This is a genomic window from Mesorhizobium sp. M0701 (assembly GCF_040320365.1).
GTDB lineage: Bacteria > Pseudomonadota > Alphaproteobacteria > Rhizobiales > Rhizobiaceae > Mesorhizobium.
Window position 1 is genome coordinate 56,008 of sequence record NZ_JAMYPO010000011.1, and the last position, 25,977, is coordinate 81,984.

Annotated in this window: 28 protein-coding genes; 22 read left to right on the top strand and 6 right to left on the bottom strand. The window is 63.1% G+C overall.

All coding sequences use genetic code 11. From position 1 onward, the window contains the following. Nucleotides 1–45: 45 nt before the first annotated feature. Nucleotides 46–1,062, top strand: coding sequence for a zinc-dependent alcohol dehydrogenase family protein (locus NKI24_RS13630; RefSeq protein WP_352745908.1), 1,017 nt, complete (start codon nt 46–48; stop codon nt 1,060–1,062). Nucleotides 1,063–1,104: 42 nt separating this feature from the next. Here NKI24_RS13630 and NKI24_RS13635 read toward each other — a convergent pair whose 3' ends face one another. From NKI24_RS13635 to NKI24_RS13645, 3 genes are all read right to left on the bottom strand, one after another. Next, complete coding sequence (locus NKI24_RS13635; protein ID WP_352745911.1) at nt 1,105–2,136, bottom strand: tetratricopeptide repeat protein; 1,032 nt, start codon at nt 2,134–2,136, stop codon at nt 1,105–1,107. A 1-nt stretch (nt 2,137) separates the two neighbouring features. Then, complete coding sequence (locus tag NKI24_RS13640) at nt 2,138–2,785, bottom strand: thiamine phosphate synthase (protein ID WP_352450837.1); 648 nt, start codon at nt 2,783–2,785, stop codon at nt 2,138–2,140. Between the two features lie 177 nt (nt 2,786–2,962). Beyond that, nucleotides 2,963–3,847, bottom strand: coding sequence for a DMT family transporter (locus NKI24_RS13645; RefSeq protein WP_352745915.1), 885 nt, complete (start codon nt 3,845–3,847; stop codon nt 2,963–2,965). 132 nt (nt 3,848–3,979) lie between these two features. Here NKI24_RS13645 and NKI24_RS13650 point away from each other — a divergent pair, with 132 nt between their 5' ends. After that, a complete protein-coding gene (locus NKI24_RS13650; RefSeq protein ID WP_352569589.1) occupies nt 3,980–4,429 on the top strand; it encodes an Lrp/AsnC family transcriptional regulator in 450 nt (149 codons plus the stop codon). A 95-nt stretch (nt 4,430–4,524) separates the two neighbouring features. Further along, nucleotides 4,525–5,295 (top strand): sulfite exporter TauE/SafE family protein, encoded by a 771-nt coding sequence (locus NKI24_RS13655; protein ID WP_352450835.1) that lies wholly within the window; start codon nt 4,525–4,527, stop codon nt 5,293–5,295. Nucleotides 5,296–5,335: 40 nt separating this feature from the next. Here NKI24_RS13655 and NKI24_RS13660 read toward each other — a convergent pair whose 3' ends face one another. After that, entirely contained in the window at nt 5,336–5,887 is a 552-nt protein-coding gene (locus NKI24_RS13660) for a DUF2269 family protein (protein WP_352745920.1), read from the bottom strand. A gap of 579 nt (nt 5,888–6,466) precedes the next feature. On the opposite strand from NKI24_RS13660, the gene rcdA reads away from it, so the two are divergent. Then, nucleotides 6,467–6,994 carry a protease adaptor protein RcdA gene (gene rcdA / locus NKI24_RS13665; RefSeq protein ID WP_352450833.1) on the top strand — a complete coding sequence of 176 codons (528 nt, stop codon included), beginning with the start codon at nt 6,467–6,469 and terminating at the stop codon, nt 6,992–6,994. Between the two features lie 38 nt (nt 6,995–7,032). Here the strand turns inward: rcdA and NKI24_RS13670 are convergent, their stop codons facing one another. After that, on the bottom strand, nt 7,033–7,350 hold the full coding sequence (locus NKI24_RS13670; RefSeq protein ID WP_352450832.1) for a winged helix-turn-helix transcriptional regulator: 318 nt from the start codon (nt 7,348–7,350) through the stop codon (nt 7,033–7,035). 192 nt (nt 7,351–7,542) lie between these two features. On the opposite strand from NKI24_RS13670, the gene NKI24_RS13675 reads away from it, so the two are divergent. From NKI24_RS13675 to ftsH, 17 genes are all read left to right on the top strand, one after another. Then, complete coding sequence (locus tag NKI24_RS13675; RefSeq protein WP_352745924.1) at nt 7,543–8,397, top strand: SDR family oxidoreductase; 855 nt, start codon at nt 7,543–7,545, stop codon at nt 8,395–8,397. A gap of 264 nt (nt 8,398–8,661) precedes the next feature. Then, a complete protein-coding gene (gene ruvC / locus NKI24_RS13680) occupies nt 8,662–9,174 on the top strand; it encodes a crossover junction endodeoxyribonuclease RuvC (protein ID WP_352450830.1) in 513 nt (170 codons plus the stop codon). Between the two features lie 56 nt (nt 9,175–9,230). After that, nucleotides 9,231–9,500: an AbrB/MazE/SpoVT family DNA-binding domain-containing protein gene (locus NKI24_RS13685; protein WP_352450829.1), complete on the top strand. Its 270-nt coding sequence runs from the start codon at nt 9,231–9,233 to the stop codon at nt 9,498–9,500. Further along, complete coding sequence (locus tag NKI24_RS13690) at nt 9,478–9,900, top strand: type II toxin-antitoxin system VapC family toxin (RefSeq protein ID WP_023678002.1); 423 nt, start codon at nt 9,478–9,480, stop codon at nt 9,898–9,900. The genes NKI24_RS13685 and NKI24_RS13690 overlap by 23 nt, the downstream gene beginning before the upstream one ends. A gap of 13 nt (nt 9,901–9,913) precedes the next feature. Continuing rightward, on the top strand, nt 9,914–10,534 hold the full coding sequence (gene ruvA / locus NKI24_RS13695; protein ID WP_023678001.1) for a Holliday junction branch migration protein RuvA: 621 nt from the start codon (nt 9,914–9,916) through the stop codon (nt 10,532–10,534). Between the two features lie 40 nt (nt 10,535–10,574). Continuing rightward, nucleotides 10,575–10,859 carry an AbrB/MazE/SpoVT family DNA-binding domain-containing protein gene (locus NKI24_RS13700; RefSeq protein ID WP_023678000.1) on the top strand — a complete coding sequence of 95 codons (285 nt, stop codon included), beginning with the start codon at nt 10,575–10,577 and terminating at the stop codon, nt 10,857–10,859. A gap of 46 nt (nt 10,860–10,905) precedes the next feature. After that, nucleotides 10,906–11,946: a Holliday junction branch migration DNA helicase RuvB gene (gene ruvB / locus NKI24_RS13705; protein ID WP_352745929.1), complete on the top strand. Its 1,041-nt coding sequence runs from the start codon at nt 10,906–10,908 to the stop codon at nt 11,944–11,946. A 128-nt stretch (nt 11,947–12,074) separates the two neighbouring features. After that, nucleotides 12,075–12,545, top strand: a complete 471-nt coding sequence (gene ybgC, locus NKI24_RS13710) for a tol-pal system-associated acyl-CoA thioesterase (protein ID WP_023677998.1) — start codon at nt 12,075–12,077, stop codon at nt 12,543–12,545. Between the two features lie 296 nt (nt 12,546–12,841). After that, nucleotides 12,842–13,552 (top strand): protein TolQ, encoded by a 711-nt coding sequence (tolQ, locus tag NKI24_RS13715; RefSeq protein WP_023677997.1) that lies wholly within the window; start codon nt 12,842–12,844, stop codon nt 13,550–13,552. Nucleotides 13,553–13,561: 9 nt separating this feature from the next. After that, nucleotides 13,562–14,020: a protein TolR gene (gene tolR / locus NKI24_RS13720; protein ID WP_352450825.1), complete on the top strand. Its 459-nt coding sequence runs from the start codon at nt 13,562–13,564 to the stop codon at nt 14,018–14,020. A gap of 7 nt (nt 14,021–14,027) precedes the next feature. After that, nucleotides 14,028–15,185, top strand: coding sequence for a cell envelope integrity protein TolA (gene tolA / locus NKI24_RS13725; protein WP_352745932.1), 1,158 nt, complete (start codon nt 14,028–14,030; stop codon nt 15,183–15,185). A gap of 79 nt (nt 15,186–15,264) precedes the next feature. Continuing rightward, entirely contained in the window at nt 15,265–16,536 is a 1,272-nt protein-coding gene (gene tolB / locus NKI24_RS13730) for a Tol-Pal system beta propeller repeat protein TolB (protein WP_245274748.1), read from the top strand. Between the two features lie 43 nt (nt 16,537–16,579). Continuing rightward, a complete protein-coding gene (locus tag NKI24_RS13735) occupies nt 16,580–16,957 on the top strand; it encodes a four helix bundle protein (RefSeq protein WP_352450823.1) in 378 nt (125 codons plus the stop codon). Between the two features lie 223 nt (nt 16,958–17,180). Further along, entirely contained in the window at nt 17,181–17,687 is a 507-nt protein-coding gene (gene pal, locus NKI24_RS13740; RefSeq protein ID WP_023677992.1) for a peptidoglycan-associated lipoprotein Pal, read from the top strand. A gap of 188 nt (nt 17,688–17,875) precedes the next feature. Then, on the top strand, nt 17,876–18,985 hold the full coding sequence (gene ybgF, locus NKI24_RS13745) for a tol-pal system protein YbgF (protein WP_352745936.1): 1,110 nt from the start codon (nt 17,876–17,878) through the stop codon (nt 18,983–18,985). Between the two features lie 54 nt (nt 18,986–19,039). Then, complete coding sequence (gene tilS / locus NKI24_RS13750; RefSeq protein WP_352745939.1) at nt 19,040–20,452, top strand: tRNA lysidine(34) synthetase TilS; 1,413 nt, start codon at nt 19,040–19,042, stop codon at nt 20,450–20,452. 105 nt (nt 20,453–20,557) lie between these two features. After that, the gene (ftsH, locus tag NKI24_RS13755) at nt 20,558–22,483 is read left to right on the top strand and encodes an ATP-dependent zinc metalloprotease FtsH (RefSeq protein ID WP_023677989.1); all 1,926 of its coding nucleotides are present in this window, start codon (nt 20,558–20,560) and stop codon (nt 22,481–22,483) included. Between the two features lie 530 nt (nt 22,484–23,013). Here the strand turns inward: ftsH and NKI24_RS13760 are convergent. Further along, nucleotides 23,014–23,676: a hypothetical protein gene (locus NKI24_RS13760; protein WP_502901040.1), complete on the bottom strand. Its 663-nt coding sequence runs from the start codon at nt 23,674–23,676 to the stop codon at nt 23,014–23,016. Nucleotides 23,677–24,550: 874 nt separating this feature from the next. Between NKI24_RS13760 and glmM the strand changes: the two genes are divergently transcribed. After that, nucleotides 24,551–25,903, top strand: a complete 1,353-nt coding sequence (glmM, locus tag NKI24_RS13765; RefSeq protein WP_031213285.1) for a phosphoglucosamine mutase — start codon at nt 24,551–24,553, stop codon at nt 25,901–25,903. Nucleotides 25,904–25,977 lie beyond the last annotated feature (74 nt).

Sequence of the window (25,977 nt, forward strand, 5' to 3'; positions counted from 1 at the left end):
GCAAGCGATTTTCCTCTGGCAGGACCCAGCTGAAAAGGAACGACGATGAAAGCGATCGAATTGCAGAGCCCGGGCGGCCTCAAGAGCCTCAGAATGGTCGAGCGGCCGATGCCTGAACCGGGGCGCCAGGAGATGATTGTGAAGGTCAAGGCGACGGCGCTGAACTACCGCGATGCCGAGATCGTCCGCGGCAGCTATCACACGAAGTTTGCATTGCCGCTGGTGCCGCTGTCGGACGGCGTCGGCGAAGTCGTTGCCATCGGCGCCGAGGTCAGCCGGTTCAAGATCGACGACCGGGTCTGCGGCACGTTCTGGCAACGCTGGGTCGGCGGCAGTTTCGCGATGGCCGAGCCCTCCTATCAACGTGGCGGCCCGATCGACGGGCTGCTCAGCGAATTTGCCCGGCTCGACGAACAGGCGGCGGTGCTGGCGCCGGCCAATCTGAGCGACCTCGAGGCGGCGACGCTGCCATGCGCCGGCGTGACGGCATGGCACGCGCTGTTTACGGAAGGCAGCGTCAAACCCGGCGACACCGTGCTTTGCCTCGGCACCGGCGGCGTTTCGCTGTTTGCGGTGCAGTTCGCCGCCGCTGCCGGGGCGCGCGTCATCGTGACGTCGAGCAGCGATGAGAAGCTTGCGCGGGCAAAGCAACTTGGCGCGCAGGATGGCGTGAACTATCGCAGCGTCCCCGATTGGGCATCGGCCGTGCTGGGATTGACGGATGGCCGCGGCGCCGACCATATCATCGAGGTTGGCGGACCGCAGAGTTTTGCACAATCGCTGAGGGCAACGGCGCGCGGCGCCCAGATCAACGTCATCGGCTATCTCGGCGGCAGTGACGGCGCCATCAACCCGCTCGACATCTTCCGCCGGCAGGTCCGGGCGCGAGGCATACCGGTGGGCTCACGCGAATCCTTCGAGGCGATGAACCGAGCCATTGTCGTCAACCGGTTGAGACCGGTGATCGACCGGGTCGTGCCATGGAGCCGGGCCGCCGAAGCCTTTCGGTACCTTGAACACGGCTCTCCCTTCGGCAAGGTCGTGCTCGATCATACCCAATGAGCCCGCCTGACGAGCCCGGTGCGATGAGTCTCGAGGCCGCGGTCAGGGCAGGCGGTTGGCCCGTTGCAGCGCCTGCTGCGTCTGGTCGTCGGTCAGGCCCTGCAGGAAATCGTCCATCTCTTGGTCGATGAGCCCGGCGCGGCGGGCGACAACATACCAGGCGCCAGCGAGGATCAGATCCGGGTCGGTGCCGATGCCGTTCATGTAGAGCTTGGCGAGACGGTTCTGGGCGGCGACATTGCCGCCCTCGGCGGCCTGCTTCATCCAGTTGAAGCCGGATTTCAGGTCGCGGGCGCCGCCGCGCCCCTCGATCATCCAGGTTGCGAGATCGATCTGTGCCGTGTCGTAGTTCTGCCGCGCGGCCTGTGCCAGCAGGCCGCGGGCGCGGACATCGTCGCGCGGCTTGCCGCCGGCGCCATTGGCGTAGACCTGTGCCATCGCATATTGTGCGTCGGCAAGCCCGGTCGCGGCAGCGCGCTCGTAATAGGATACGGCTTTGGCAATACCGGCATCGCCGGGCTCTTGTTCGACCATCAGCTGCGCAAAATTGAACTGCGCCAGGCGGTTGCCGGCCTCGGCGGCGGCCTGCATCAGCGCATAGGCCTCCTTCTCGTCCTTTTTGACGTAGCGGCCGTCGAGCAGCATCAGCGCATACTGGAATTGCGATTCCGGCACGCCCTGCTCGGCGGCAAGCGCATACCACTTCGCCGCCCCTGCCGCGTCGACCGGCACGCCGAGGCCGCGCGACAATATCTCGGCCACCAGCGTCTGTGCCGCCGGATCGCCGTTTTGAGCGCGCGAAAGCGCAAGGTTGTAGGCCGTCTTGTAGAGCCCGCGCTGAAAGGCGCCGTAGGCAGCATCGGACGGCTTTGCGCCGAAGCGGTCGGGGTTGATGGTATCGGCCGACGGCAACGGGGCGGTGGTGGCGGGCTGCGGCAATTGTGCGGCGATCGGCTTGTCGGCGGGTTCGCTGGAATCCGGCCTGGGCTGCGGCAGCGGAACGGGTTCCGCCGCTATCGCCTGCGTCACGGCCGTTGCGAGAAAGGCGCTGAAAAGGATTTTCCGCGAGAGCACGTCAGTCCTCGAAGCGCGGCGCGGTTTCGTCGAGCAGCGCGTTGGCGGCGGCAACCGCCATCTTCGGATCGACGCCGTCGGCAAAAACGGCGCTGGACAGCGCCACGAATTCAGCGCCGGTGGCGGCGACCGCTTCCACCGAGGCAAGATCGGATCCGGCCATGACGATGCAGGGGATCTGGATGACGTCCGCCCACCATTGCCCGAGCGACAGGTTGCGCGGGTGCGGCTCAGGCTTGTTGTCGTAGCCGAAACGGCCGAAGAAAATGTAATCAGGCCTGACCTCGCCGAGTTCCAGCGCATCGTCGCGGGTCTTGGCGCCGCCGGTGCCGACCATCATCCTGGCCTGGAAGTGTTCGATCGTTTCGGCGAGCTCGTCCTTGCCGACCTCGACATGAATGCCGTCGGCCTGGACGCGGCCGGCGATGCGGGTGTCGCCGGCAATGATGACGGCAATGCCGGCCGCTTGCGCCACCGGCACGATCTGCTCGGCAAAGGCTTGGAAAGAGGCCTCGTCCATACCGTTTTCCGGCAGGATAAGCGAGGCGACGTCACCGCCGTCGAAGGCCGCGGCGATGCGCTCGGCCGGCACGTTCGGCGGCGCGATCAGCACGATGCGGCAGCGGTTGGGCGGCGTTGCGTCATTCATTGGTGTTCGGTCCCGGTTATCGCCTATGCCGGGCGAAGATGGTTGCATTGCGGCATAGAGCAAAGTGCGGGAGTTGAACAGGCGGCAGGGGGGATCTCGTTTGCCGTCAACGATTTTGTGGGGCTCGGCGCATGGCTGCCGTTGGCCGAAATTCTCCCCGCCGGTCGCTTGCGGCCCCTACGCAGGCACCTTCGATTTCCACAGCGACCAGCCGAGATTCATGCCGGCGGCGGCGACCAGGATGGCGGCGGCGCCGACGATCTGCGCCGGCTGCAGCCGATGGCCGAAGGCGACGACATCGACGAGGATGGCGACGACTGGGTAGATGAAGGACAGCGACCCCTGCAGATGCGTCGGCAGCTTCTGGATGGCACCGTACATGAGGATGTACATCAGGCCGGTATGGACGATGCCGAGTGTCGCCAGCATGACCCAGCTCCGCGCATCGGCGGGAAGGTGGGTGAAATTGGCGAAGGGTGCCAGCATGAGAACGCCGACGCAGACCTGGATCAGGGCGATCAGGTGCGGCGGCGTGCCTTTGAGCTTCTTGGTGACGATAGCCGCAACGGCCCAGAAGAAAGCCGCGGCCAGCGCCATCGCAATGCCGGTAAAGTAATCCGTACCATGATCGCCTGCATCGGGCGCGGCCTGCACGATCAGCAGCATGCCGGCGAAGGCGATGCCGAGCCAGGTCAGCTTGGTCACCGTCAGCCGTTCGGAGAAGAAGAGCGCGCCAAAACCCACCAGCATGAAGGGCTGCGTGTTGTAAACGGCCGTGGCGATCGAGATCGACGCGCGGGAAAACGCGCTGAACAGCAACAGCCAATTGATAACGATGGCAGCACCGCCAAGAGCCGCGATCGCGACGATGCGAAGCGACAGCCTGCCACGCAGCAGTCCCAGCGCCGCGCAGATGATCAGCAGCGTTACCGCCCCGAAAGCACAGCGCCAGAACACCACGTCCATGATGGGCTGGCCGGAAAGGACGACGAACCAGCCGATCGTGCCGAGGATCGCCATCGCCGCCGTCATTTCGATCGTGCCGCGTACCGTGTTGTCCATGGATGCTCCTGAAACCCGTTGAGATTTTATAATCCCACAGCGGATCGGGTCTTTCCATGGCTTCTAGCTGGTGATATGCAGGACGAACCTCATTAAATTAGGTAAACATCGGCTTTTTCTTGGAATTGTAAAATGCTGGACGAGCTCGACAGAAAGCTCCTCGATATCCTGGTCAAGGATTCACGGACCTCGCTGAAGGAACTGGCGCTGCAGGTCGGGCTGTCGTCACCAAGCGTTTCGGAGCGGCTTCGGCGGCTAGAGGATCGCGGCGTCATCCGCGCGTTCACCATCGACATCAATCCGCAGGCGCTCGGCTACGCCTTGCAGGCGATCGTTCGCATCCGGCCATTGCCGGGCAAGCTGCACATCGTCCAGAAGCTGATCGAGGAAATCCCGGAATTCGGCGAATGCGACAAGGTGACGGGCGATGACTGCTTCGTTGCCCGGCTGTTCGTCCGCTCGATCGGCGAGCTCGACGGGATTCTCGACCGCATCGCCGACAAGGCCGAAACCAGCACCGCCATTATCAAGGCGCAGCCGATCCGGAGACGCCCGCCGCCGCTCGACATGCCAAACATGTGACGGGTTTCGGTGGCGTGGCCCACATATTTGCGGTCGCGGTCTGGCCATTTCTGGTCTATTCCAGAGTTCAACTTTCCCTCCAGCGTCCCTTCCCCATGTCAGGCCTGCTCGTCGATCCCTGGTTCTATGCCGCGGCCATTCCGGCCGTCATCCTCGTCGGCCTGTCGAAAGGCGGCTTCGGCGGCGCCGTCGGTTTTGTCGGCGTGCCGTTGATGGCGCTGACCATGCCGCCGGTTCAGGCTGCCGCAATCCTTCTGCCAATTCTGTGCCTGATGGACATTGTCTCGGTGTGGACGTGGTGGGGCATCTTCGACCGCAAGATGCTGGCCGACATGATGCCGGGCGCCGTGATCGGCATCGCCCTTGGCTGGCTGACGGCGGCACTTGTAACCGAAGAGATGGTGCGGCTGATCGTCGGCGCGGTTGCCTTGATCTTCGTGCTGCGCTGGCTCTATTTGCAACTCCGCCACGGTGCCGGCCACGCGGCGGAGCCCAACCGCGTCGCCGCCGGCTTCTGGGGTACCGTTGCCGGGTTCACCAGCTTCGTCGCCCATGTCGGCGGCCCGCCTTTTCAGGTCTATGCCTTGCCGATCAGGCTCGATCCGAAGGTGCTGTCCGGCACCGCGGCGATCTTCTTCGCAGTCACCAATGCGCTGAAGCTCATCCCTTATTTCGCGCTCGGCCAGTTCGACACCACCAATTTGACCGCATCGGCGGTGCTGATGCCGCTGGCGCCGCTGTCGACAATTGCCGGCGCCTGGCTGGTGCGGCGGATGCGGCCGGAGCTGTTCTATCCCTTCACCTATGCGACCGTGGCGGTCGTCGCGGTCAAGCTTCTGTGGGACGGCATCGCCGGCCTCCTGTAAGACGGCGGCCCCATTCGGCCGCCGCCGGATTCCTTACACCTCAGGCGGCACTCGGCAGCAGCTGCCGCGTCCTGCCAAGCGCCAGGGCAATGCCGGTTGCGAGCACGAACGCCATGCAGCCCAGAATGGTGATGTCGTGCAGCGTCGGCTTCAGCACCATGTCCGCGATGATCACCAGCATCACCGAATAGTCGAAGCGCGCGGCGCTGAGGATGCGCTGGCCCTGGGCAAGCACTGCCGGTGTCACGCCCTCCTTGGCGATCATGCCTGCCATGCGGTCGGCAGTCGGCTTGAAGATGAACATGCCGATGCAGAAGGTCGTCGCATAACCGGCAAGGCCGATCAGCACCCACAGATCGGAAAAGCCGACCCAGAAGCCGCACATGATGAGGCCGAAAAGCAATGTCAGCATCGACATGGGCGCGAAGAACCGGTTGCCGAGCTCGCCGGTGGCGCGCATCGCCTGCAGCATGCCTTCGACGTTTCCGGCGCGGTCGGCGCGTACCGCGAGCAGCATCAGCGTGAAGCCGCCGCCGACCCAGAGGATCGCCGAGACGATGTGCAGAAATTTAACGGCCGAGTACCAGTCCATTGTTCGCTCCTTGAGAGATTGTCATGATTGCCGGAGCGCAAGGTTTGCTCCGCCTCGTTGCGAGGAACGGGCGTTTAGCGCGGCGCCTGTTTCGGAACGATGTCGCGCGCAGTGCCGTTTTGTTTCGGTAAGCCGGTCACCATTTGGAGGAAACCATGGCGCAAGCGTCGCCCCTACTTTCCAAGCGGTGGTGTGAACGGCGCCGTGGCCAGTCAGCTGTGCTGTTACGGCACAGTTGCTGGGCGCTTGATCGAAAAATATGCCCCGCGTTAAGGCTTCGTTAAGCTTTACAGGCGTTTACTATGTCCATCCAGTGATCTGGATTCTTACCGAGTGGTTGGAGCCACTTTGTTTGACGCCTCCCTGTTAAACTCCTGAGAGCCGCCTTATCCGCGGCTCTTTTTTTGTCCGCCGGCATGGGCGTCCTTCCGGCTAAATGCGTCCGTTAACCGTTTGTTAAACATGTGCTTGCCTTCGCTGGCAGCGAAGCGCATTTTCAAGCTTCAGTCGTTTAGGCTGCCGGATATGGCGGCCAAGAGCCGAATCGGCCGGCTGTCAGGCAAGTGCAGGGGCGTAGCGATGAACGAGCCTTCGAAGGCGAGCGCGAAAACCATCAAGCTGGCGGAGCGCCGGGTTTTCTCCCAATCCTTCAAGCCGCTCTATCAGGAAGGCATGGGCCTGGTCGAGCAGGCGGCCGAATATCTCGACGGCAAGGGCCGCGCCGAGGCCAAGAAGCTGTCGAGGCTGGCGGCGACGCTTTATGCGGCCGAATCGATGCGGCTGACCACCAGGCTGATGCAGGTCGCCTCGTGGCTGCTTTTGCAGCGGGCGGCGAATTCCGGCGAGATGACCCGCGATCAGGTGGCCTCAGAAAAATCCAAGGTGCGTCTCGACACTGCCTCGGCGCATGACGAGGCGCCCGGCTGGGCCGAGCTGCCGAAGGATTTCATCGACCTCGTCAACCGTTCGCTGCGGCTGCAGGCGTTGGTGCGCCGGATGGACGAGGAGATCTATGGCGGCCTTGCCGAGGTGCCGCCGTCGAGCCGTCGCCTCAATCCGGTCTCCGACCAGATCACGCTGCTCAACACGGCTTTCGCCCGCGGCTGAGAGACCGTTTCATAATTCTACTCCGGCGGCCATCTAGACTAACCGCGAAGGGATGGGCTCGCGATCATCAGGCGGGGAGAATCACGCAGCAGCAGGCGCGATCCGACCTCCACGATAGACCTGATCGCTGGGAGCAGCTCCTGCCCCAATGACGTCAGCTCATACTCCACGGTCGGCGGCGATGTCGGCATCACGTGGCGTGCGAGGACGCCACGCTCCTCGAGATCGCGCAACCTGGCGGTCAGCACCTTCGCCGAAATGGCTGGGATATCGCGGCGCAATTCGGAGAACCGGCGCGGGCCGTCGCTCAAGGACCAGAGCACCTCGGGTGTCCAGCACCCGCCAAGCAGCGCCATGCACCTCGACATGGGGCAGCCGGGAAGCGCCTTGACCTTCGTTCGCATCCTGAGGACCATCGCGCATCTTCCATGAGAGTTTCCAGTTGGTTACCGGAAAATGATGGTAACTACAAGATACGTGGTTTCCGATGGTAACGAGAGCCGCTATCTGAGGCTCTCAATCCATCCAACCACGAAATGGACAGAACGATGTACGCAATAACTGGAGCAACAGGGCAGCTTGGCCGTCTCGTGATCGACGCGCTGCTGAAGACAGTTCCGGCGAGCCGGATCGTTGCGGCGGTTCGTGATCCGGCAAAGGCCAGCGATCTTGTCCAACGCGGCGTAATCGTGCGGGAGGCGGACTATAATCGTCCCGACACGCTCCCGATGGCGCTGGCCGGCGTCGATAGACTGCTGCTGATTTCCTCGACCGAAGTCAGCGGCCGCTTGCCGCAGCATCGGTCAGTGATCAGGGCCGCCCAACGGGTGGGGGTTTCGCTGATCGCTTACACAAGCATGCTGCATGCGGACACGTCTCCCGCGAGGCTCGCGGTCGAACATCGGCAGACGGAGGAGGTCATCGCGGCCTCCGGCCTACCCGCCGTCATCCTGCGCAACGGCTGGTACACCGAGAACCATCTGATGGCGCTCCCGGCGGCTCTGGAGCACGGCGCCTTCATCGGCGCCGCAAATGAGGGGCGCTTCTCGTCCGCGGCGCGGCAGGATTATGCCGAGGCCGCGGCCGTGGTGCTGACGAGCGAGGATCAAGCAGGGAGGACTTACGAGCTCGCCGCGGACCAAGCCTTCACGCTCGCCGAGCTTGCGGCGAAGGTCTCGCGGCAATCGGGCAAGGCGATCGCCTACAACGATCTTGCCGGGGCGGCCTATGAGGGTGTGTTGACAGGCGCCGGGCTGCCCGCCGATCTCGCCGCTATCCTGGCCGATGCCGACATTGCAGCCTCACGCGGAGCGTTGTTCGATGACGGCGGCGCCATGAGCCGGCTGATCGGTCGACCGACAACGCCACTGGAGAGCGTCGTTGCGGCAGCATTGCGCGGTTGAAACCGAGACGGCTGTCACATCCGCCAAAGGATCAGAGGACCGTCTGTCGCTCGCGCCAACAGTTATTCAAACGACTAGACTAGCGCAGCTTTCTGCGCTTCCGGTGCTCGCGTACTTATGTACGCTCCGCTCCGGTTCTCGAAAACCACGCTATCTGTCTCGCCAGAGCGAATTCTCAAACATTCTCTAAACCAGACTCGGTTGCTGTTTCTGGTTTGTTCACATTTCGCTGGCATCGCTGCTCGCCGGGGTTAAAGTTGACGGATGGGGGAAGCGATTCGCATCATCGGCATCGATCCAGGGCTGAGGCGCACCGGCTGGGGCATAGTCGAAAGCCTCGGCAATTCGCTGCGCTTCGTCGCTTCCGGCACGGTGCGGTCCGACGACAAGGCCGCGCTGGCGGTGCGTCTTTGCCAATTGCATGACGGGCTCGCCGAGATCCTGCATGCCGCGATGCCGCACGAGGCGGCGGTCGAGCAAACTTTCGTCAACAAGGACGCGGCGGCGACGCTGAAACTCGGCCAGGCACGCGGCATCGCCATGCTGGTGCCGGCGCGTGCCGGCCTTGTCGTTGCCGAATATGCGCCAAACGCCGTCAAAAAGGCGGTGATCGGCGTCGGCCATGGCGACAAGAAGCAGATCCACATGATGGTCAAGGTGCTGATGCCGAAGGCGACTTTCGACACCGACGACGCCGCCGATGCGCTGGCCATCGCCATCTGTCACGCGCATCACCGGCAGAGCATCGCCTACAGGATGGCGGCGCTGGCCGGATAAGTATGTTCTTGACTTGTTCTCCAGTGGGCAATAGGTAATACCAACGAGGTATTACCATGCGCGTTACCACCAAGGGCCAAGTGACCATCCCGAAGGAAATACGGGATCATCTCGGTATCGGCCCGGGCTCGGAGGTGGAGTTCGTCCCCACCGAGGACGGCGCTCGTGTCATAGCCGTCGACGAAAACATGTCGGAGGAGGAAGCCTCGCGCAGATTCAGCCAGATACTCGATCGTATGGCCGGTACGCTGGATCTGGGAGGCATGACGGCGGATGAATATGTGGAATGGCTGAGGGGCCCACGTGAAGATCTCGACATTGATTGACACAAATGTCTTGATCGACGTTTGGGGTCCTGCCGGACGGGAGACGAAATGGTCGGCATCCGCGATTACCGCATGCCGGCGCGACGGCGCACTCGTAATCAATGCAATCGTCTGGTCCGAGCTCGCGCCGTTGATTGCGACCGAACAGGCTCTTCGTCAAGCAGCCGACATGCTCAAGATGGATCGCGAATTTCTGCCGTGGGAAGCAGCCTTCCTCGCTGGTGTCACGCACTCGCGCTATCGCCGCGCCGGCGGCATTCGCGAACGAACCTTGCCGGATTTCTTTATTGGAGCCCATGCGGTTGTCGCTGGGCATCGCCTGCTGACGCGCAATGCTGCGCGCTATCGCGGCTATTTCCCGGACCTCGATATCATCTCTCCGGAAACCCACCCGGCATGATCGGCACGCTCAAATGATCGGCAAGCTAAAAGGCACGCTGGATGAGATCGACGAGGATTTCTGCATCGTCGACGTGCATGGCGTCGGCTATGTCGCCTACTGCTCGGCGCGCACGCTGGCGGCATTGCCGCGGCCGGGCGAGGCGGTCGTGCTGTTCATCGAGACCTATGTGCGCGAGGACATGCTGCGGCTCTATGGGTTCCAGTCGGTGCTGGAGCGCGAATGGTTCCGGCTGTTGATGAACAATGTGCAAGGCGTCGGCGCCAAGGTGGCGCTGGCCATCCTGTCGACTCTGGCGCCGGCCGATCTCGCCAATGCGATTGCGTTGCGCGATATCGCCATGGTCAGCCGTGCGCCGGGCGTCGGCAAGAAGGTGGCGGAGCGCATCGTCACCGAATTGAAGAACAAGGCGCCTGCCTATGCGGGCACTGCCTCCGGCACCATCGGCCTGAAGCAGGAGCTCGGCGAGGGCGTCGCCTCGGCGCCGATCACCGACGCCGTCTCGGCGCTGGTCAATCTCGGCTATTCGCGCGACACCGCCGCCAATGCGGTGGCGGCGGCGCTGAAGACGGCAGGCGAGGAGGCGGACGCCTCGAAGCTGATCCGCTTCGGCCTGAAGGAGCTGGCACGGTGAGACGTTGCCCGACAAATAAATTCCGACTAGGAACAAGAGCATGGTCGGATATGCAAGCTTGACCTCCAGGGGGCAGCTTACGATTCCAAAGAAAGTCCGGAACGAGTTGTCGCTCAAGTCAGGCGATACTGTTGCGTGGACGGTCGTGGATGGTCTCCTGATAGGAACGCCGCGCAATCTCGAATTTGCCGACCTCGCTGGATTTCTAGGCGATCCACCTGACGGGCCTGCTGCGCTGGAACAGATCGACGCGGTGGTAAGAGATGCAGTGGGCCGCCATGTTGTTGGCGAGGAGCACGGCGACGAACGAGAGGGTGCCGGGTGACGTTGATCGGTATCGATATAAACTTTTTCTTTCGGGCGGTATGCGCATGAGCCTTTCGCCACGCCTCATTGCTCCCGACAGACGCGGCGAGGACGCCGAGCAGACCTTGCGGCCGCAGACGCTCGGCGACTTCGTCGGCCAGGCGGCGGTGCGGGCCAATCTCAAAGTCTTCATCGAGGCCGCCAAGGGCCGCAGCGAAGCGCTCGACCATGTGCTGTTCGTCGGCCCGCCCGGCCTCGGCAAGACGACGCTGGCGCAGATCATGGCGCGCGAGCTTGGCGTCAATTTCCGCTCGACCTCGGGTCCGGTCATCGCCAAGGCCGGCGATCTCGCGGCGCTGCTCACCAACCTCGAAGACCGCGACGTGCTGTTCATCGACGAGATCCACCGGCTCAACCCGGCGGTCGAGGAAATCCTCTATCCGGCGATGGAGGATTTCCAGCTCGACCTGATCATCGGCGAGGGGCCGGCGGCGCGCTCGGTCAAGATCGACCTGGCCCGCTTCACGCTCGTCGCCGCCACCACCCGGCTCGGCCTGTTGACCAACCCGCTGCGCGACCGCTTCGGCATTCCGGTGCGGCTCAATTTCTACTCGGTCGAGGAACTCGAGCAGATCGTGCGGCGCGGCGCCCGCATCCTTGCCATGCCGCTCGGCGACGACGGTGCTTTGGAGATCGCCCGGCGGGCGCGCGGCACGCCGCGCATCGCCGGCCGGCTGTTGCGCCGGGTGCGCGACTTCGCCAGCGTTGCCGGCGACGGTCATGTCGACCGCAAGGTCGCCGACGAGGCGCTGACGCGGCTGGAGGTCGACGGGCTCGGCCTCGACGCGCTCGACCGCCGTTATCTGTCGATGATCGCCCGGAATTTCGGCGGCGGGCCGGTCGGCATCGAGACAATCGCTGCCGGGCTTTCCGAGCCACGCGATGCCATCCAGGACATCATCGAACCCTTTCTGATCCAGCAAGGCTTCATCATGCGTACCCCGCGCGGCCGCGTGCTGGCGGCCAATGCCTGGCGGCATCTCGGCCTCGACGCGCCAAAGGACCTGGCGCAGCAGCAGATCAGCTTGTTCCAGGAAGAACCCTAAGTTCCGCTGCTTATGGCTTCGGTGCTGGCAGTTCCCCGGCCCAGCCCTCCAGGTCTTGATCATCGCCGGTCTATGCGCAAAACAGGTGTTGCTTGAAACAGGGCCTGTCGGGCCAAAAGGACAGCGCAATGGACGATCACGGTGAATCGGCATTGTCCGCCGGACTTTCCGGCGCGCTGACGGAATTCGGCCATCGACTGATGGCGCGGGTCTATTATGCAGACACCGATTTTTCCGGCGTCGTCTACCACGCGCGCTATCTCGAATTCTTCGAGCGCGGCCGGTCCGACTATCTGCGGCTGGCCGGCGTCCACCACACCGAGCTTGCCGACGGCAAGCATGGCGAGAAAATAGTCTGGGTGGTGCGGCGCATGGAGATCGATTTCCGCGGTTCGGCCCGCATGGATGACATCCTGACCATCGATACGCGCACCGACGAGATTTCCGGCGCCCGCATCGTCATGGCGCAGCAATTGAAGCGCGGCAGCGAAGTGCTGGTCGAGGCGCGTGTCGAAGCGGCGATCGTCGGCGAGAACGGGCGGCCGCGGCGCTTTCCCAAGGACTGGATCGCAGCCTTCATGCCCAGAACGCGCAAATAAAGGTTCAGAGGCGGACGATCCCAGAGCTCCCGGTCCAGGCCAGAATCGCGAGGCGGTCTATCAGGGCGCGGCAATGCGCCGCGCTGTACGTCCTAACCCATCCTTAACCATAACGGTCCATGAAGGGATTGGTTAAGATTGGGAGAATCCAAGCGCCTTCCTTTCACCAATATTTGCCCCGAAAAGGCCGCCAACGGTGCATTTGGGGTTATTCCGCAAGCCTAACGCGAACGGACCACAAGGGATGCCCATGGGCCAGCCGCCAGCCACGCCCGGAAAATCTTTAAGGACGTAACATGGAAAACATCGCTCTCGCCGAACCGGGCGCGCATTTATCGATTTGGGCCTTGTTCATGCAGGCCGGTTGGGTGGTCAAGCTGGTCATGATCGGGCTGCTTGGTGCCTCGATCTGGACCTGGGCGATCATCGTCGACAAGCTCGTCGCCTATGCCCGCATGCGGCTGGCGCTCAACCGCTTCGAACAGGTGTTCTGGTCGGGGCAGTCGCTGGAAGAGCTTTACCGCACGCTCGCCGACCGCAAGACGACCGGCATGAGCGCGATCTTCGTCGCCGCCATGCGCGAATGGAAGAAGAGCTTCGAGAAAGGCGCGAAATCGCCACTCGGCCTGCAGACCCGCATCGACAAAGCGATGGATCTGGCGCTGACCCGCGAGATGGAAAAGCTGGAAGGGCGGCTCGGCTTCCTCGCCACCACCGGCTCGGCGGCGCCCTTCATCGGCCTGTTCGGCACGGTGATCGGCATCATGACCTCGTTCCAGGCGATCGCCGCCTCGAAGAACACCAGCCTGTCGGTGGTCGCGCCAGGCATCGCCGAAGCGCTGCTGGCGACCGCGATCGGCCTGCTAGCCGCCATCCCGGCCGTCATCGCCTATAACAAGCTGTCGTCCGACGCGAGCAAGATCGCGGTGCGCATGGAAGGGTTCGCGGATGAGTTCTCCGCCATACTCTCGCGCCAAATCGATGAAAAAGTGGCGCAGAAGGCCTGAGGAACGATCATGGGAATGTCCGTAAGCGCAGGTGGCGGAGGACGCGGCGGGCGCGGCCACAGGCGGCGCGGCCGCCACCACGCGTTGATCTCGGAGATCAACGTCACGCCGATGGTCGACGTGATGCTGGTGCTGCTGATCATCTTCATGGTCGCGGCACCGTTGCTGACGGTCGGCGTGCCGGTCGACCTGCCGGACACGCAGGCCAAAGCGATGAACGCCGATACGCAGCCTATAACCGTGTCCATCAACTCGGCCGGTCAGATCTACCTCCAGGAAACCGAGATCCCGATCGAGGAGCTGGTGGCAAAGCTGCAGTCGATCTCGAAGACCGGCTATGACGAGCGCATTTTCATCAGGGGTGACAAGTCCACCGACTATGGCACTGCCATGAAGGTGATGGCCCGCGTCTCGGCTGCTGGCTACAAGAATATCGGCCTGGTTTCACTGCAGGAACAGGATCAGTAGACGCAAGATGAGGACCGGCCTCACCACATCGGTGATCTTGCATACGGTGGCGATTGCCTTCGGGCTGTTCACGCTGTCGGCGCCGCCCGCGATGCCTGCGTCCGATGCGGAATCGGTGTCGGTCGAGATCGTGCCGATGGAAGCGACGGCACAGGTCCTGCAAGGCGACAAGAAGTCTGTGATGCATGACAAGCCGGCGCCGCTGCCGACACAGCGTCCCGACGTCGTTCCCGATGCCCAGAAAGTCGGCGATAACAGCGTCGATACCGACAAGCCGCCGACACCTGAGCCCAAGCCCCAGCCGGTCGACATGACGGCGGCTCCGCCACCCGCGCCGACGCCGGTCGAAAAGCCCAAGCCTGAGGACGTGCCGAAGCCGAAGGAAAAGCCGAAGCCTATTCCCGCTACGGAGGTGGCGCCGGTGCCGCAGCCGAAGGAAGAGGTCAAGCCCGAACCTGTCAAGCAGACCGAGCCCAAGCCGACGCCGGCCAAGGAGCCGACGCCCACGCCGCCGCAGGACAAGACTGCCGCGATCGATCCGCAGCCCGAGGTCAAGCCGGATGCCGTCGCCGAGGCGATTGCCAAGCAACCGCCGACCGAGGAGGCGCAGCTTCCGGACTCGGCGCCGGCGCCCGAGGCTCGGCCAAAGCCGCAGCCGGCCCAGGCTGAAAGCGCGAAGGCGCCGGAGCGCAAGGACACCGACAAGCCGGTCAAGGAAGCCTCGTCCAGGCCGAAATCGGACGACAAGCAATTCAATGCCGACGAGATTTCGGCGCTGCTCGACAAGCGGAAGCCGTCCGGCGGCGGCGCCAAGCGCTCGACCCAGCAGGCATCGCTCGGCGGCGAGAAGGACCAGGGCCAGAGGCTTTCGAAATCGGAGCAGGGGGCATTGGAGGCCCAGCTTGGTGGTTGCTGGACGCTTCCGGCAGGGCTCGAGGGTTCGGAGAATTTCGTCGTCGTGGTCCGGTTTAATCTGGACGCCTCCGGCAAGCTGGATGGCCGGCCGAGCGTTGAAAAGTCGAGCGGAAACCGCCCGTTTGACGAAAGTGCAGTGCGCGCGGTTCAGAAATGCGATGTGGCCGGCTTGCAGGTTCCGGCGGGCAAGCAAGACATCTGGTCCGACGTTCGGGTCACTTTTGACCCCAGGGAGATGCTCGGTCTTTAGGCCCGGCTCCCACAGAATCAGCGAAGAGAAGCGAGAAGACATGAAATCCATCCTCAAGCCGCTCCTGACGATCGCAGCGATGGCGCTGGGTATGACTGTTGCTGTCACCCTGCCGGCGCGGGCGCTCGTTGAGCTCAACGTCAATAAGGGCAATGTCGAGCCGTTGCCGATCGCCATCACGGACTTCCAGGGCGGCGATGCGCTCGGCGCCGAGATTTCCGGCATCGTCAGTGCCGACCTGAAACGCTCCGGCCTGTTCGCGCCGATCGACAAAAGCGCTTTCATTGAAAAGATCTCGAACCCGGATGCCACGCCGCGCTTCGAAGACTGGAAGGTGATCAATGCGCAGGCGCTGGTCACCGGCAGTGTCGGCAAGGAGGCTGACGGCCGCATTCGCGCCCAGTACCGGTTGTGGGACACGTTTGCCGGCCAGCAGATGTCGGGCGAGCAGTTCTTCGCCAACGACGCCAATACCAGGCGCGTCGCCCATATCATCGCCGACGCGATCTACGAGCGGCTGACCGGCGAGAAGGGCTATTTCGACACGCGCGTCGTCTTCATCGACGAATCCGGTGCCAAGAATGCGCGCAAGAAGCGGCTTGCCATCATGGACCAGGACGGCGCCAACGTCCGCTATCTCTCGAACGGTAAATCGATCGTGCTGACGCCGCGCTTTTCGCCGAACCGGCAGGAAATCACCTACATGTCCTATGAAAGCGGCCAGCCGCGGGTGTACCTGCTGCAGATCGAGACGGGGCAGCGCGAGCTGGTCGGCAATTTCCCCGGCATGACGTTTGCGCCGCGCTTTTCGCCGGACGGCCAGAAGGTAATCATGAGCCTGCTGCGCGATGACGGCAATTCCAACATCTTCGCCATGGATCTGAGAAGCCGCTCGACGACCAGGCTCACCAACTCGACCGCCATTGATACCTCACCCTCCTATTCGCCTGACGGCAGCAAGGTGGTGTTCACCTCGGATCGCGGCGGCCGCGCGCAGATCTATGTGATGGGCGCCGACGGCTCGGGCCAGACCCGCATCTCGTTTGGCGACGGCGTCTATTCGACGCCGGTGTGGTCGCCGCGCGGCGATCTCATCGCCTTCACCAAGCAGACCGGCGGCGAATTCCAGATCGGCGTCATGCGCACCGACGGTTCGGGTGAGCGCATCCTGTCCACCGGCTTTCAGCAGGAAGGGCCGACCTGGGCGCCCAACGGCCGGGTGCTGATGTTCTTCCGCGATTCCAATGGCGGACCAAAACTTGTTTCGGTCGATCTCACCGGCCGCAACGAACAGTCGATCCCGACGGCGAACTTCGCCTCGGATCCGGCCTGGTCGCCGCTGCTGGAGTGATGGAAGAAGAACTGAGGAATTGAAGAACTGAAGAACTGAGGAGATGGAGAAGCCGGGGCGCTACGTTGAGCGCGCGAGGGACCTGGAGGTCTACAAACGCGCCTACGCGGTTTCTCTTGAGGTGCATAGAGCCACGCTTGCTTTTCCGAAAATTGAGCAATACGCGCTAGCCGATCAATTGCGTCGCTCGAGTAAGGCAATCTGCGCCAATTTAGCTGAGGGATTTGCCAAGCAGAGCCATTCCAAAGCCGAATTCGCTCGCTTCGTTTCGATGGCGGTGGGGTCATGCAGCGAAGTGGAGACGTGGATATGTTACGCGTTCGATCTTGAATACATCACGCAGTCCCAACTCGACGCCTGGCGGCAATCTTATGCCCAAATCCATGGGATGCTCGTGAGCCTCAGAGAGAAGCTGACGTAATTCCTTTTCTTCAATTCCTCAGTTCTTCAGTTCCTCAATTCCCTCTTTTTCATGTTTTGGCCGCATTTCCGCCTACGGTCCGCGCTCATTGTCGCCCCTCGGCAGAACGGTTGCGGACGGCAGCCGAAAACCAAATTTTAACCGTGTTTCTTGAGCGTCGGTTAACCCAAACGTGGTTACTGGACGATCAATGAAATCACTCGAATTGCGAAGGAGAGGCGGCATGGGCCGTATCGCAGCACTTACCACAAACCCGGTCATGATCGCGCTGGTCGCTATGCTCGCGATCACCGGTTGCGCCTCGAAGAAGACGCCGAACAGCGCCGCCGATCTTGGCCTCAACGGCGCCGGCGCGGCAACGCCAGGGTCGGCCCAGGACTTTACCGTCAATATCGGCGACCGCATCTTCTTCGATACCGATTCGTCCTCGATCCGCGCCGATGCGCAGACGACGCTGTCGCGCCAGGCGCAGTGGCTGAACCAGTACAAGCAGTATGCCATCGTCATCGAAGGCCATGCCGACGAGCGCGGGACGCGCGAATACAATCTGGCGCTCGGCGCCCGCCGTGCTGCCGCCACACGCGACTTCCTGGTCGCCAAGGGTGTTTCGGCGCAGCGCCTGAAGACCATTTCCTACGGCAAGGAGCGTCCGGTCGCGGTTTGCGACGACATCTCCTGCTGGTCGCAGAACCGCCGCGCCGTAACCACGCTGGGCGGCGCCGGTTCTTGATCGGCATAAATGCAACACTTGGTGTGAAAGGCGGCCAAAAGGCCGCCTTTTTCATATCTGCTCGCTCCAAACAAAATTTGGCCGAAGTCTCACGTCCTGTTAAGAGCCGAGAGCGTCTGGCTAGTCCCCAGTTGACTGGTCTACTTCGAATGAGAGGCGCGCAACAATGGTTTCACGGCGAGAGGCACATGCATTTCAGATCGGTCTTGAGCGGCACGCTTGCGCTGCTGCTCGTATCAAGTATCGCGGCACTTGCTGACGGGGCAAACGGCACCGGGCCGTCATCGGAAAGCGGTTTTTCCTTCCACCTGCCGACGATCAAACTGCCCGGCATTTTCGGCGAAAAGAAAAAGCCGGATCAGGTTCAATTCGCGCAACAGGATGGCACCGGCACTCCGGCGCTGGAGGAACAGCTCCGGCAGATGAATGGCAAGATCGAGGAACTCAATTTCCAGGTCCTGCAGATGCAGGAGCAGATCCGCAAGCAGCAGGAAGACAACGAATTCCGCTTCCAGCAGTTGGAAGGCGGTCCGCAAGGCGCGCAGCAGCCGGCCGAGCAGAAGAAGTCCGAGGCGGCGCCTAGCAGCGACAGCCCCAACGGCGACAGTAACGTGGCGGAGGCGCCGGGGACGCCGGCTCCGGCCGATGCGGGCAAGGCCGCAGACGGCGACAAGAGCGTCGAGGACGTCATCGTCGAATCGCCCAACGGCGATCCCGGCAAGCTGATCCCCGGCGCGCCGCCCAAGACGTTCGGCACCATCACCGTCGACAAAAACGGCAATGTCGTCGAAGCCGACGGCAATGCCCAAGCGAATGCGCCGCAGCAGAATACGGCCCCAGCCAACGGCGCCAGCGCAGCCGGCAACAAGGCCGGTAAATCCGATGATACGGTGGTTGCGGCACTCCCGTCGACCAACGATCCGGAGGAGCTTTACCGCAACTCTTACCAGTTCATCCTGTCGGGCGACTACAGCACCGCCGAACAGGGCTTCCGCGACCATATCGCCCGTTTTCCCCGGGACGCCAAGGCGGCGGACGCGCATTACTGGCTCGGTGAATCGCTGCTCGGCCAGCAGAAATACCGCGATGCGGCCGAGATTTTCCTCGCAGCCAGCAAGGACTATCCCAAGGCCAAGAAGGCGCCCGACATGCTGCTGAAGCTCGGCGTTTCACTGGTCGGGCTGAAGCAGCGCGACGTGGCCTGTGCCACTTTCAGCGAGATCGGCAAGCGCTACCCCGATATTTCCGGCGCGCTCAAGGAGCGGGTCAAGCAGGAAAGGGCACTCGCGGCGTGCTAGTTTTTCCGTTGCGTGTCGTTGCCTCAAAACCGGGCCCACGCTTGGGCGACATGCATGACGCTCGACAGCGAGCCTGACCTTTCGGATTTTTCGCGGATTGACTTTTCCAACGGCGCTGTTGCGGCCGTGTCCGGCGGCAGCGACTCGACCGCCCTTCTCCTCCTCCTCAAAGCCCATCTCGATCGTAACGCCCCGGCAACGAAATTGCTGGCGGTAACGATCGATCATCAATTGCGGCCGCAAGCGGCAGCGGAAGCGCAAGCCGTGGCCAGGCTCTGCGCGGCGCGCGGCATTGCCCATCGCATCTTCGCCTGGTCGGGGCACAAACCTTCGACCGGTCTGCCCGCCGCCGCGCGCGAGGCGCGCTACCGGCTGCTCGCCGAGGCCGCCGAAGCGGCAGGCATCGGCCTGATCCTGACCGGCCACACCGCCGACGACCAGGCCGAGACCGTGCTGATGCGGCAAGCACGTGACGACGGGCCAGGTGAGGAGAGGCCGCGCGACGAAGCGCGGGGCCTTGCCGGCATGGCGCCGGCAACCCTCTACGAGTGGCGGCACTGGATCGTGCGGCCGCTGCTCCGCGTGCGGCGTGCTGAGCTGCGCGAATTCCTGCGGCGTGAACAGGTTGCCTGGATCGATGATCCGACCAATGCCGATACCGCTTTCGAGCGGCCGCGCGTCCGCGCAGCACTTGCCGAAGGCGATGGTGCGCCTCGCGTGGCTGAAGCGATAGCGCTGGCCAGAAAGGCGGCGGTCGAGCGTGAGCAGCTGGGACATCGCGCGGCCATGCTGATCCGCAGCTTGGCCTCCAGGCCGGCCGCCGGCCTCGTCCGCCTCGATCAGGATTTTGCGACGGCCGCCGACAGCCGGGCGGCCATTTATGCGCTGCGCATCCTGCTGGCGGCGACCGGCGGCACCGCCTTCCTTCCCGACCAGGCCCGCAGCGAAGCCCTTTTCGGCCGGTTCCGCACCGGGCCGCTTTGTGCCACATTGTCGCGGACCGTGATCGATGCCCGGCGTACGGGCATCTTTCTGCACCGCGAATTGCGGGATCTGCCGCCCGCTGTTGCGGTTTCCGGCAATGCGCTTTGGGACTGCCGCAGACGGATCACATTGGGCGACAGTTCAGGTGCATTGTTGATCGCGCCGCTGTTGGTAGCACCGCTCGGGGCGGCTCTTGCCGCAAAGCGGGCAATTGAAGGGCATGGCACGCCGGCAAGCCTTGTACGTGCCGCCTTGGCCGCCGAGCCGGCGCTCTGGCGGGACGGCGAATGCCTTGGTTTGCTCGGGGAAGGCCCGATGCCGGCGGCTGTCGCCGCATATCCGGCAGTCGCGCCCTTCGCCCGTTTCCTGCCGTCCTTCGATCTGGCGCCGGCCGATGCCGTCGCCGCCTTGCTTGGCGCGGCGCCGGTTCCAGCCTCGCCATTCGGTGGCCACAGTGCCGGCCTACCACGGGCGAATGCTTAACCGAGACCTGCTGTTATGCTTGGCAAGGGGGAACGCTCTCCCTATGTTAGGGCCAAGTTTCCTCTCACGACGCGTGTCCGCCCAGCGGCGCCAACGGGACAATTGATGAATCCGAATTATCGCAACCTCGCGCTCTGGGCGATCATAGCGGTCCTGCTCATCGCTCTCTTCAATCTTTTCCAGACGCCGCAGACGCGTGGAGCCTCGAGCGATGTTCCCTATTCGCAGTTCCTGCAGGAAGTCGCGGCGGGACGGATCAAGTCGGTGACCATCGCCGGCGCCCGTATCTCCGGCAACTACACTGACAGTTCCAACGGCTTCCAGACCTATTCGCCTGGGGATCCGTCGCTGGTTTCGCGGCTGCAGGACAAGAACGTCACCATCAATGCGCGTCCTGAATCCGACGGCTCCAATTCGCTGTTCGGCACCCTGATCTCCTGGCTGCCGATGATCCTCATCCTCGGCGTCTGGATATTCTTCATGCGCCAGATGCAGTCCGGTTCCGGCCGCGCCATGGGCTTCGGCAAGTCGAAGGCCAAGCTTTTGACCGAAGCACATGGCCGCGTCACCTTCCAGGACGTCGCCGGCGTCGACGAAGCCAAGGAAGATCTGGAAGAGATCGTCGAATTCCTGCGCGACCCGCAGAAATTCCAGCGGCTCGGCGGCAAGATCCCGCGCGGCGTGCTGCTCGTCGGTCCTCCCGGAACCGGCAAGACGCTGCTCGCCCGCTCGGTCGCGGGTGAAGCCAACGTGCCGTTCTTCACCATTTCGGGCTCGGACTTCGTCGAGATGTTCGTCGGCGTCGGCGCAAGCCGCGTCCGCGACATGTTCGACCAGGCCAAGAAGAACGCGCCTTGCATCATCTTCATCGACGAAATCGACGCGGTCGGCCGCCATCGCGGCGCCGGCCTCGGCGGCGGCAATGATGAACGCGAGCAGACGCTGAACCAGCTGCTGGTCGAGATGGATGGCTTCGAATCCAACGAAAGCATCATCCTGATCGCCGCCACCAATCGGCCGGACGTGCTCGATCCGGCGCTGCTGAGGCCGGGCCGCTTCGACCGCCAGGTGGTGGTGCCGAACCCCGACATCGTCGGCCGCGAGAAGATCCTGAAAGTGCATGTGCGCAACGTGCCGCTGGCGCCCAATGTCGACCTCAAGGTGATCGCGCGCGGCACGCCGGGCTTTTCCGGCGCCGACCTGATGAACCTGGTCAACGAATCCGCCCTGATGGCGGCGCGGCGCAACAAGCGCCTCGTCACCATGGCCGAATTCGAGGACGCCAAGGACAAGATCATGATGGGCGCCGAGCGCCGCTCGTCGGCGATGACACAGGCCGAGAAGGAGCTGACCGCCTATCACGAGGCCGGTCATGCCATCCTAGCGCTCAACGTGCCGTCGGCCGATCCGCTGCACAAGGCGACCATCATCCCGCGCGGCCGGGCACTCGGCATGGTCATGCAACTGCCGGAAGGCGACCGCTATTCGATGAGCTACAAATACATGATCTCGCGCCTCGCCATCATGATGGGCGGCCGTGTCGCCGAGGAGTTCAAATTCGGCAAGGAGAACATCACCTCCGGCGCCTCCTCCGATATCGAGCAGGCGACCAAGCTGGCGCGTGCCATGGTGACGCGCTGGGGCTTCTCGGACAAGCTCGGCCATGTCGCCTATGGCGACAACCAGGAGGAGGTGTTCCTCGGCCATTCGGTGGCGCGCACGCAGAACATCTCGGAAGAGACGGCGCAGATCATCGACGCCGAAGTGCGCCGGCTGATCGACGAGGCCTATTCGACGGCAAGGTCCATCCTGACCAAGAAAAAGAAGGAATGGATCGCGCTGGCGCAGGGCCTTCTCGAATACGAGACGCTGTCCGGCGAGGAGATCAAGCAGCTGATCGCCGGCAATAAGCCCGCGCGCGACCTTGGCGACGATACGCCGCCGAGCCGCGGCTCGGCCGTGCCGAAGTCCGGCCGCCGCAAGAAAGGCCCCGAGCCCGAAGGCGGCATGGAACCCCAGCCATCAAGCTAGGCTCCGGCCCAGGACAGATCGACTTCGAAACGCCGCGGCTCTAACCGCGGCGTTTTCTCTTGGGGAATGCGACCCTTCCTGCATCGCTGGAAATTGGCGAAAGTGACGATGACGGCCAATCTCCCCCTCGTGGGGGAGATGTCCGGCAGGACAGAGAGGGGCGCGAAGGAATGGGGCCTTCTATCGTCCTCGTTGACGATTTCGGGAAGATCGACAAAGCGCGCCGGAGAATGAAGCTCGCATTTTTTTGCCGGCGGCGCCACATTTTGTTCTTGCTTTGTGCCGGCAGCTATGCTATTAATTTGGGTATAGTGCCAATTGGCGCTGACGACCCGCCCGCTGAGGCGGGTTTTCTGCTTCTGGCTGTGAAAGTTCCGGTGGTGCCGAGATCGATGTCGGCCGGACAGAGCGAAGAAACGCGATCTGACTGTTGGTTCGACCTCGGAAGGCCCTCTCACTTGTTCGGCAGCAACAAAAAAGCCCGCGAACCTTGGGGCTCGCGGGCTCATGTCGTCGGATGGTGGCGCCGGTCAGCTCTTCAGCTTGGCGTTGCAGAGGCTGTAGAAGCCGCCGCCCTTCTGGATCCACCTGAGGCCGCCCAGCGTGTTGGCGTCCTTGTTGGCGTAGTAGAGGTCGAGGCAGGTGTGCATGCGGCCCTTGGCCGGGGTCTCGGTTGCATACTTCTTGGAGATCGTCGTCGGGAATTTCACGCCCTGGGGGGCGGTGATGGTCGGCGGTTGCGGATCGCCGGTGTACTTGGCGTCGGGAGCCGGCAGGGTGTCGTCGTCGGCTGCGCCGGCGCCGCATTGGCTCTTGCGGAAGTCGTTCCACTTCATGCCATTCAGCGTGTTGCCGGCCTTGGCAGCCTGATATTTGGCGCTGCAATCCGCCATGCTGAGGCCTTTGCCGGTATCGGTCGCGGCGGCTGTCGTCGCCTTGGCAGGTGCCGCGGCAGGCTGTGCGGCTGCAGTTCCGCCGGCGGCGCATTCACTCTTGCGGAAGTCGTTCCATTTCATGCCGTTGAGCGTGCCGGCAGCCTTGGCGGCCTGGTATTTGGTGCTGCACTCCTTGGCCGTCAGCCCAGGCGCCGCGTCATCGCTGCTGGCCGCCGCTGCTTTGGTCGTGGCGGCGGGTTGTGCGGCTGCCGTCGCGCCGGCGGCGCACTGGGTCTTGCGGAAATCGTTCCACTTCATGCCGTTCAGCGTGCCGGCAGCCTTGGCGGCCTGGTATTTGGTGCTGCATTCCTTCGCCGTCAGGCCCGGCGCCGCATCGTCGGCGGCGGCTGCCTTGGTCGTGTCGGCGGCCTTGGCCGTGGCTTTGGCTGGCGCGGGTTCGGTTGTAGCGGCGGTGGCATCGGTGCCGCATTGGGCCTTGCGGAACTGGTTCCAGTTCTGCCCGCCAAGCGTTCCCGCATCCTTAGCCGCGTTATACTTGGTGCTGCACTCGGCCATGGTCAGCGCGTTGGCAGGCGCCGCCAGGAATAAGGTCGCGACGGCAAGACCCGTCAAAGTGGCAAGTCGGTGGATGAGCATGCGTTTTCTCCCTACGGCGGTTCATGATATGTCCCAGTGCAGCAATAGCGCTCAACGGCTGGTTGCGCCAGATGCTAAGTAGCGTAGAGACAAATTTAGAAGTGCATTCTTTTCTTTAAGGTGATGAATTCGTTGCCGGGACTGTCTCCCGGCCAAGTTCGTCCGGGTTTATTGCACGGAGAGCGCGCATATGGCTGGTTCCCAGCGAGGACAATGCGTCGCATGACAGCCAGTCAAATCGGCGGGTGCGGCGGACCTGAGCCTACCACTGTCTGGAGCAGCACGATGCGGATTCGGGTTCAAGGCCACACTGCCACAGACCAAAGGATCCAGATGAGGTTTGAGTTGACGTTTCTGATGTTGCTGCCGCAACAAGGGCTCGGAACTTGAAAATCAACACACTAGCGTGACGCAAAACACACAAAACGATAATTTTCTAAGGATTGGTCGTCCATAATCATACAATGTGATGACGGGGCTTGGGCCATTTTATGGCATGAGATGCTCGGAAAGAACCATCGGGAAGCTGGCGAACATGGCAGGACATTATTTCGGTACGGACGGCATTCGTGGGCGAGCCAACAAGTTTCCAATGACGGCGGAGGTCGCCATGCGGGTCGGCATGGCCGCCGGCCTCTCGTTCCAGCGCGGCAGCCACCGCCACCGCGTCGTGCTCGGCAAGGATACCAGGCTTTCCGGCTACATGATCGAGAACGCGATGGTATCCGGCCTGTGCGCCGCCGGCATGGATGTCTTCCTGCTCGGCCCGATTCCGACGCCGGCTGTTGCCATGCTGGTGCGCTCGCTGCGCGCCGATATCGGCGTGATGATCTCTGCCTCGCACAACCCCTATTACGACAACGGCATCAAGCTGTTCGGTCCCGACGGCTACAAGCTGTCCGATGAGATCGAGGAGCGTATCGAGGGGATGCTCGACAAGGATATCGAACTGGCGCTCGCCGATTCCGATGGGCTCGGCCGCGCCAAACGCGTCGACGGCGTGCATGACCGCTATATCGAATTCGCCAAGCGCACGCTGCCGCGCTCGATGTCGCTGTCGGGCCTGCGCATCGTCGTCGATTGCGCCAATGGCGCCGCCTACAAGGTGGCGCCCGACGCGCTGTGGGAACTCGGCGCCGAGGTCGTTGCCATCAATGTCGAGCCCAACGGCTTCAACATCAACAAGGAATGCGGCTCGACTCATCCGGCCGGCCTGCAAAAGAAGGTGCACGAGGTGCGCGCCGATATCGGCATTGCGCTCGACGGCGATGCCGACCGCGTCGTTATCGTCGATGAAAACGGCGCGATCGTCGATGGCGACCAGATCATGGCACTGATCGCCGAATCCTGGCACCAGAGCGGACGGCTGGCCGGCGGCGGCGTCGTCTCGACGGTGATGTCCAATCTCGGCCTCGAACGCTTCCTCGGCGACATGAACCTGCAGTTGCATCGCACCAAGGTCGGTGACCGCTATGTCGTCGAGCACATGCGTGCCCATGGGCTCAATGTCGGCGGCGAACAGTCGGGCCACATCGTGCTGTCCGATTTCTCGACTACCGGCGACGGGCTCGTCTCGGCGCTCCAGGTGCTCGCCTGCATCAAGCGCCATAACCGGCCGGTCAGCGAACTGTCGAAGAAATTCGAGCCGGTGCCGCAGCTTTTGAAGAATGTGCATATTTCCGGCGGCAAGCCGCTGGAGGAGGCGCCGGTCAAGGCGGCGATCGAAGATGCGCGCAATCGCCTCGGCAAGGCCGGGCGCCTGGTCATCCGGCCATCCGGCACGGAGCCGCTCATCCGCGTCATGGCGGAGGGCGACGACCCGCAGCTTGTCGAGTCCGTGGTCAACGACATCGTCGAGGTCATTTCGGAAACGCGCAGCGCCGCCTGATCTCCCTCCAACATCGGTTCAAAAGCCCGCCTTGCCGGCGGGCATTTTATTGAGTCGCGGCCAGCTCCGCCTGC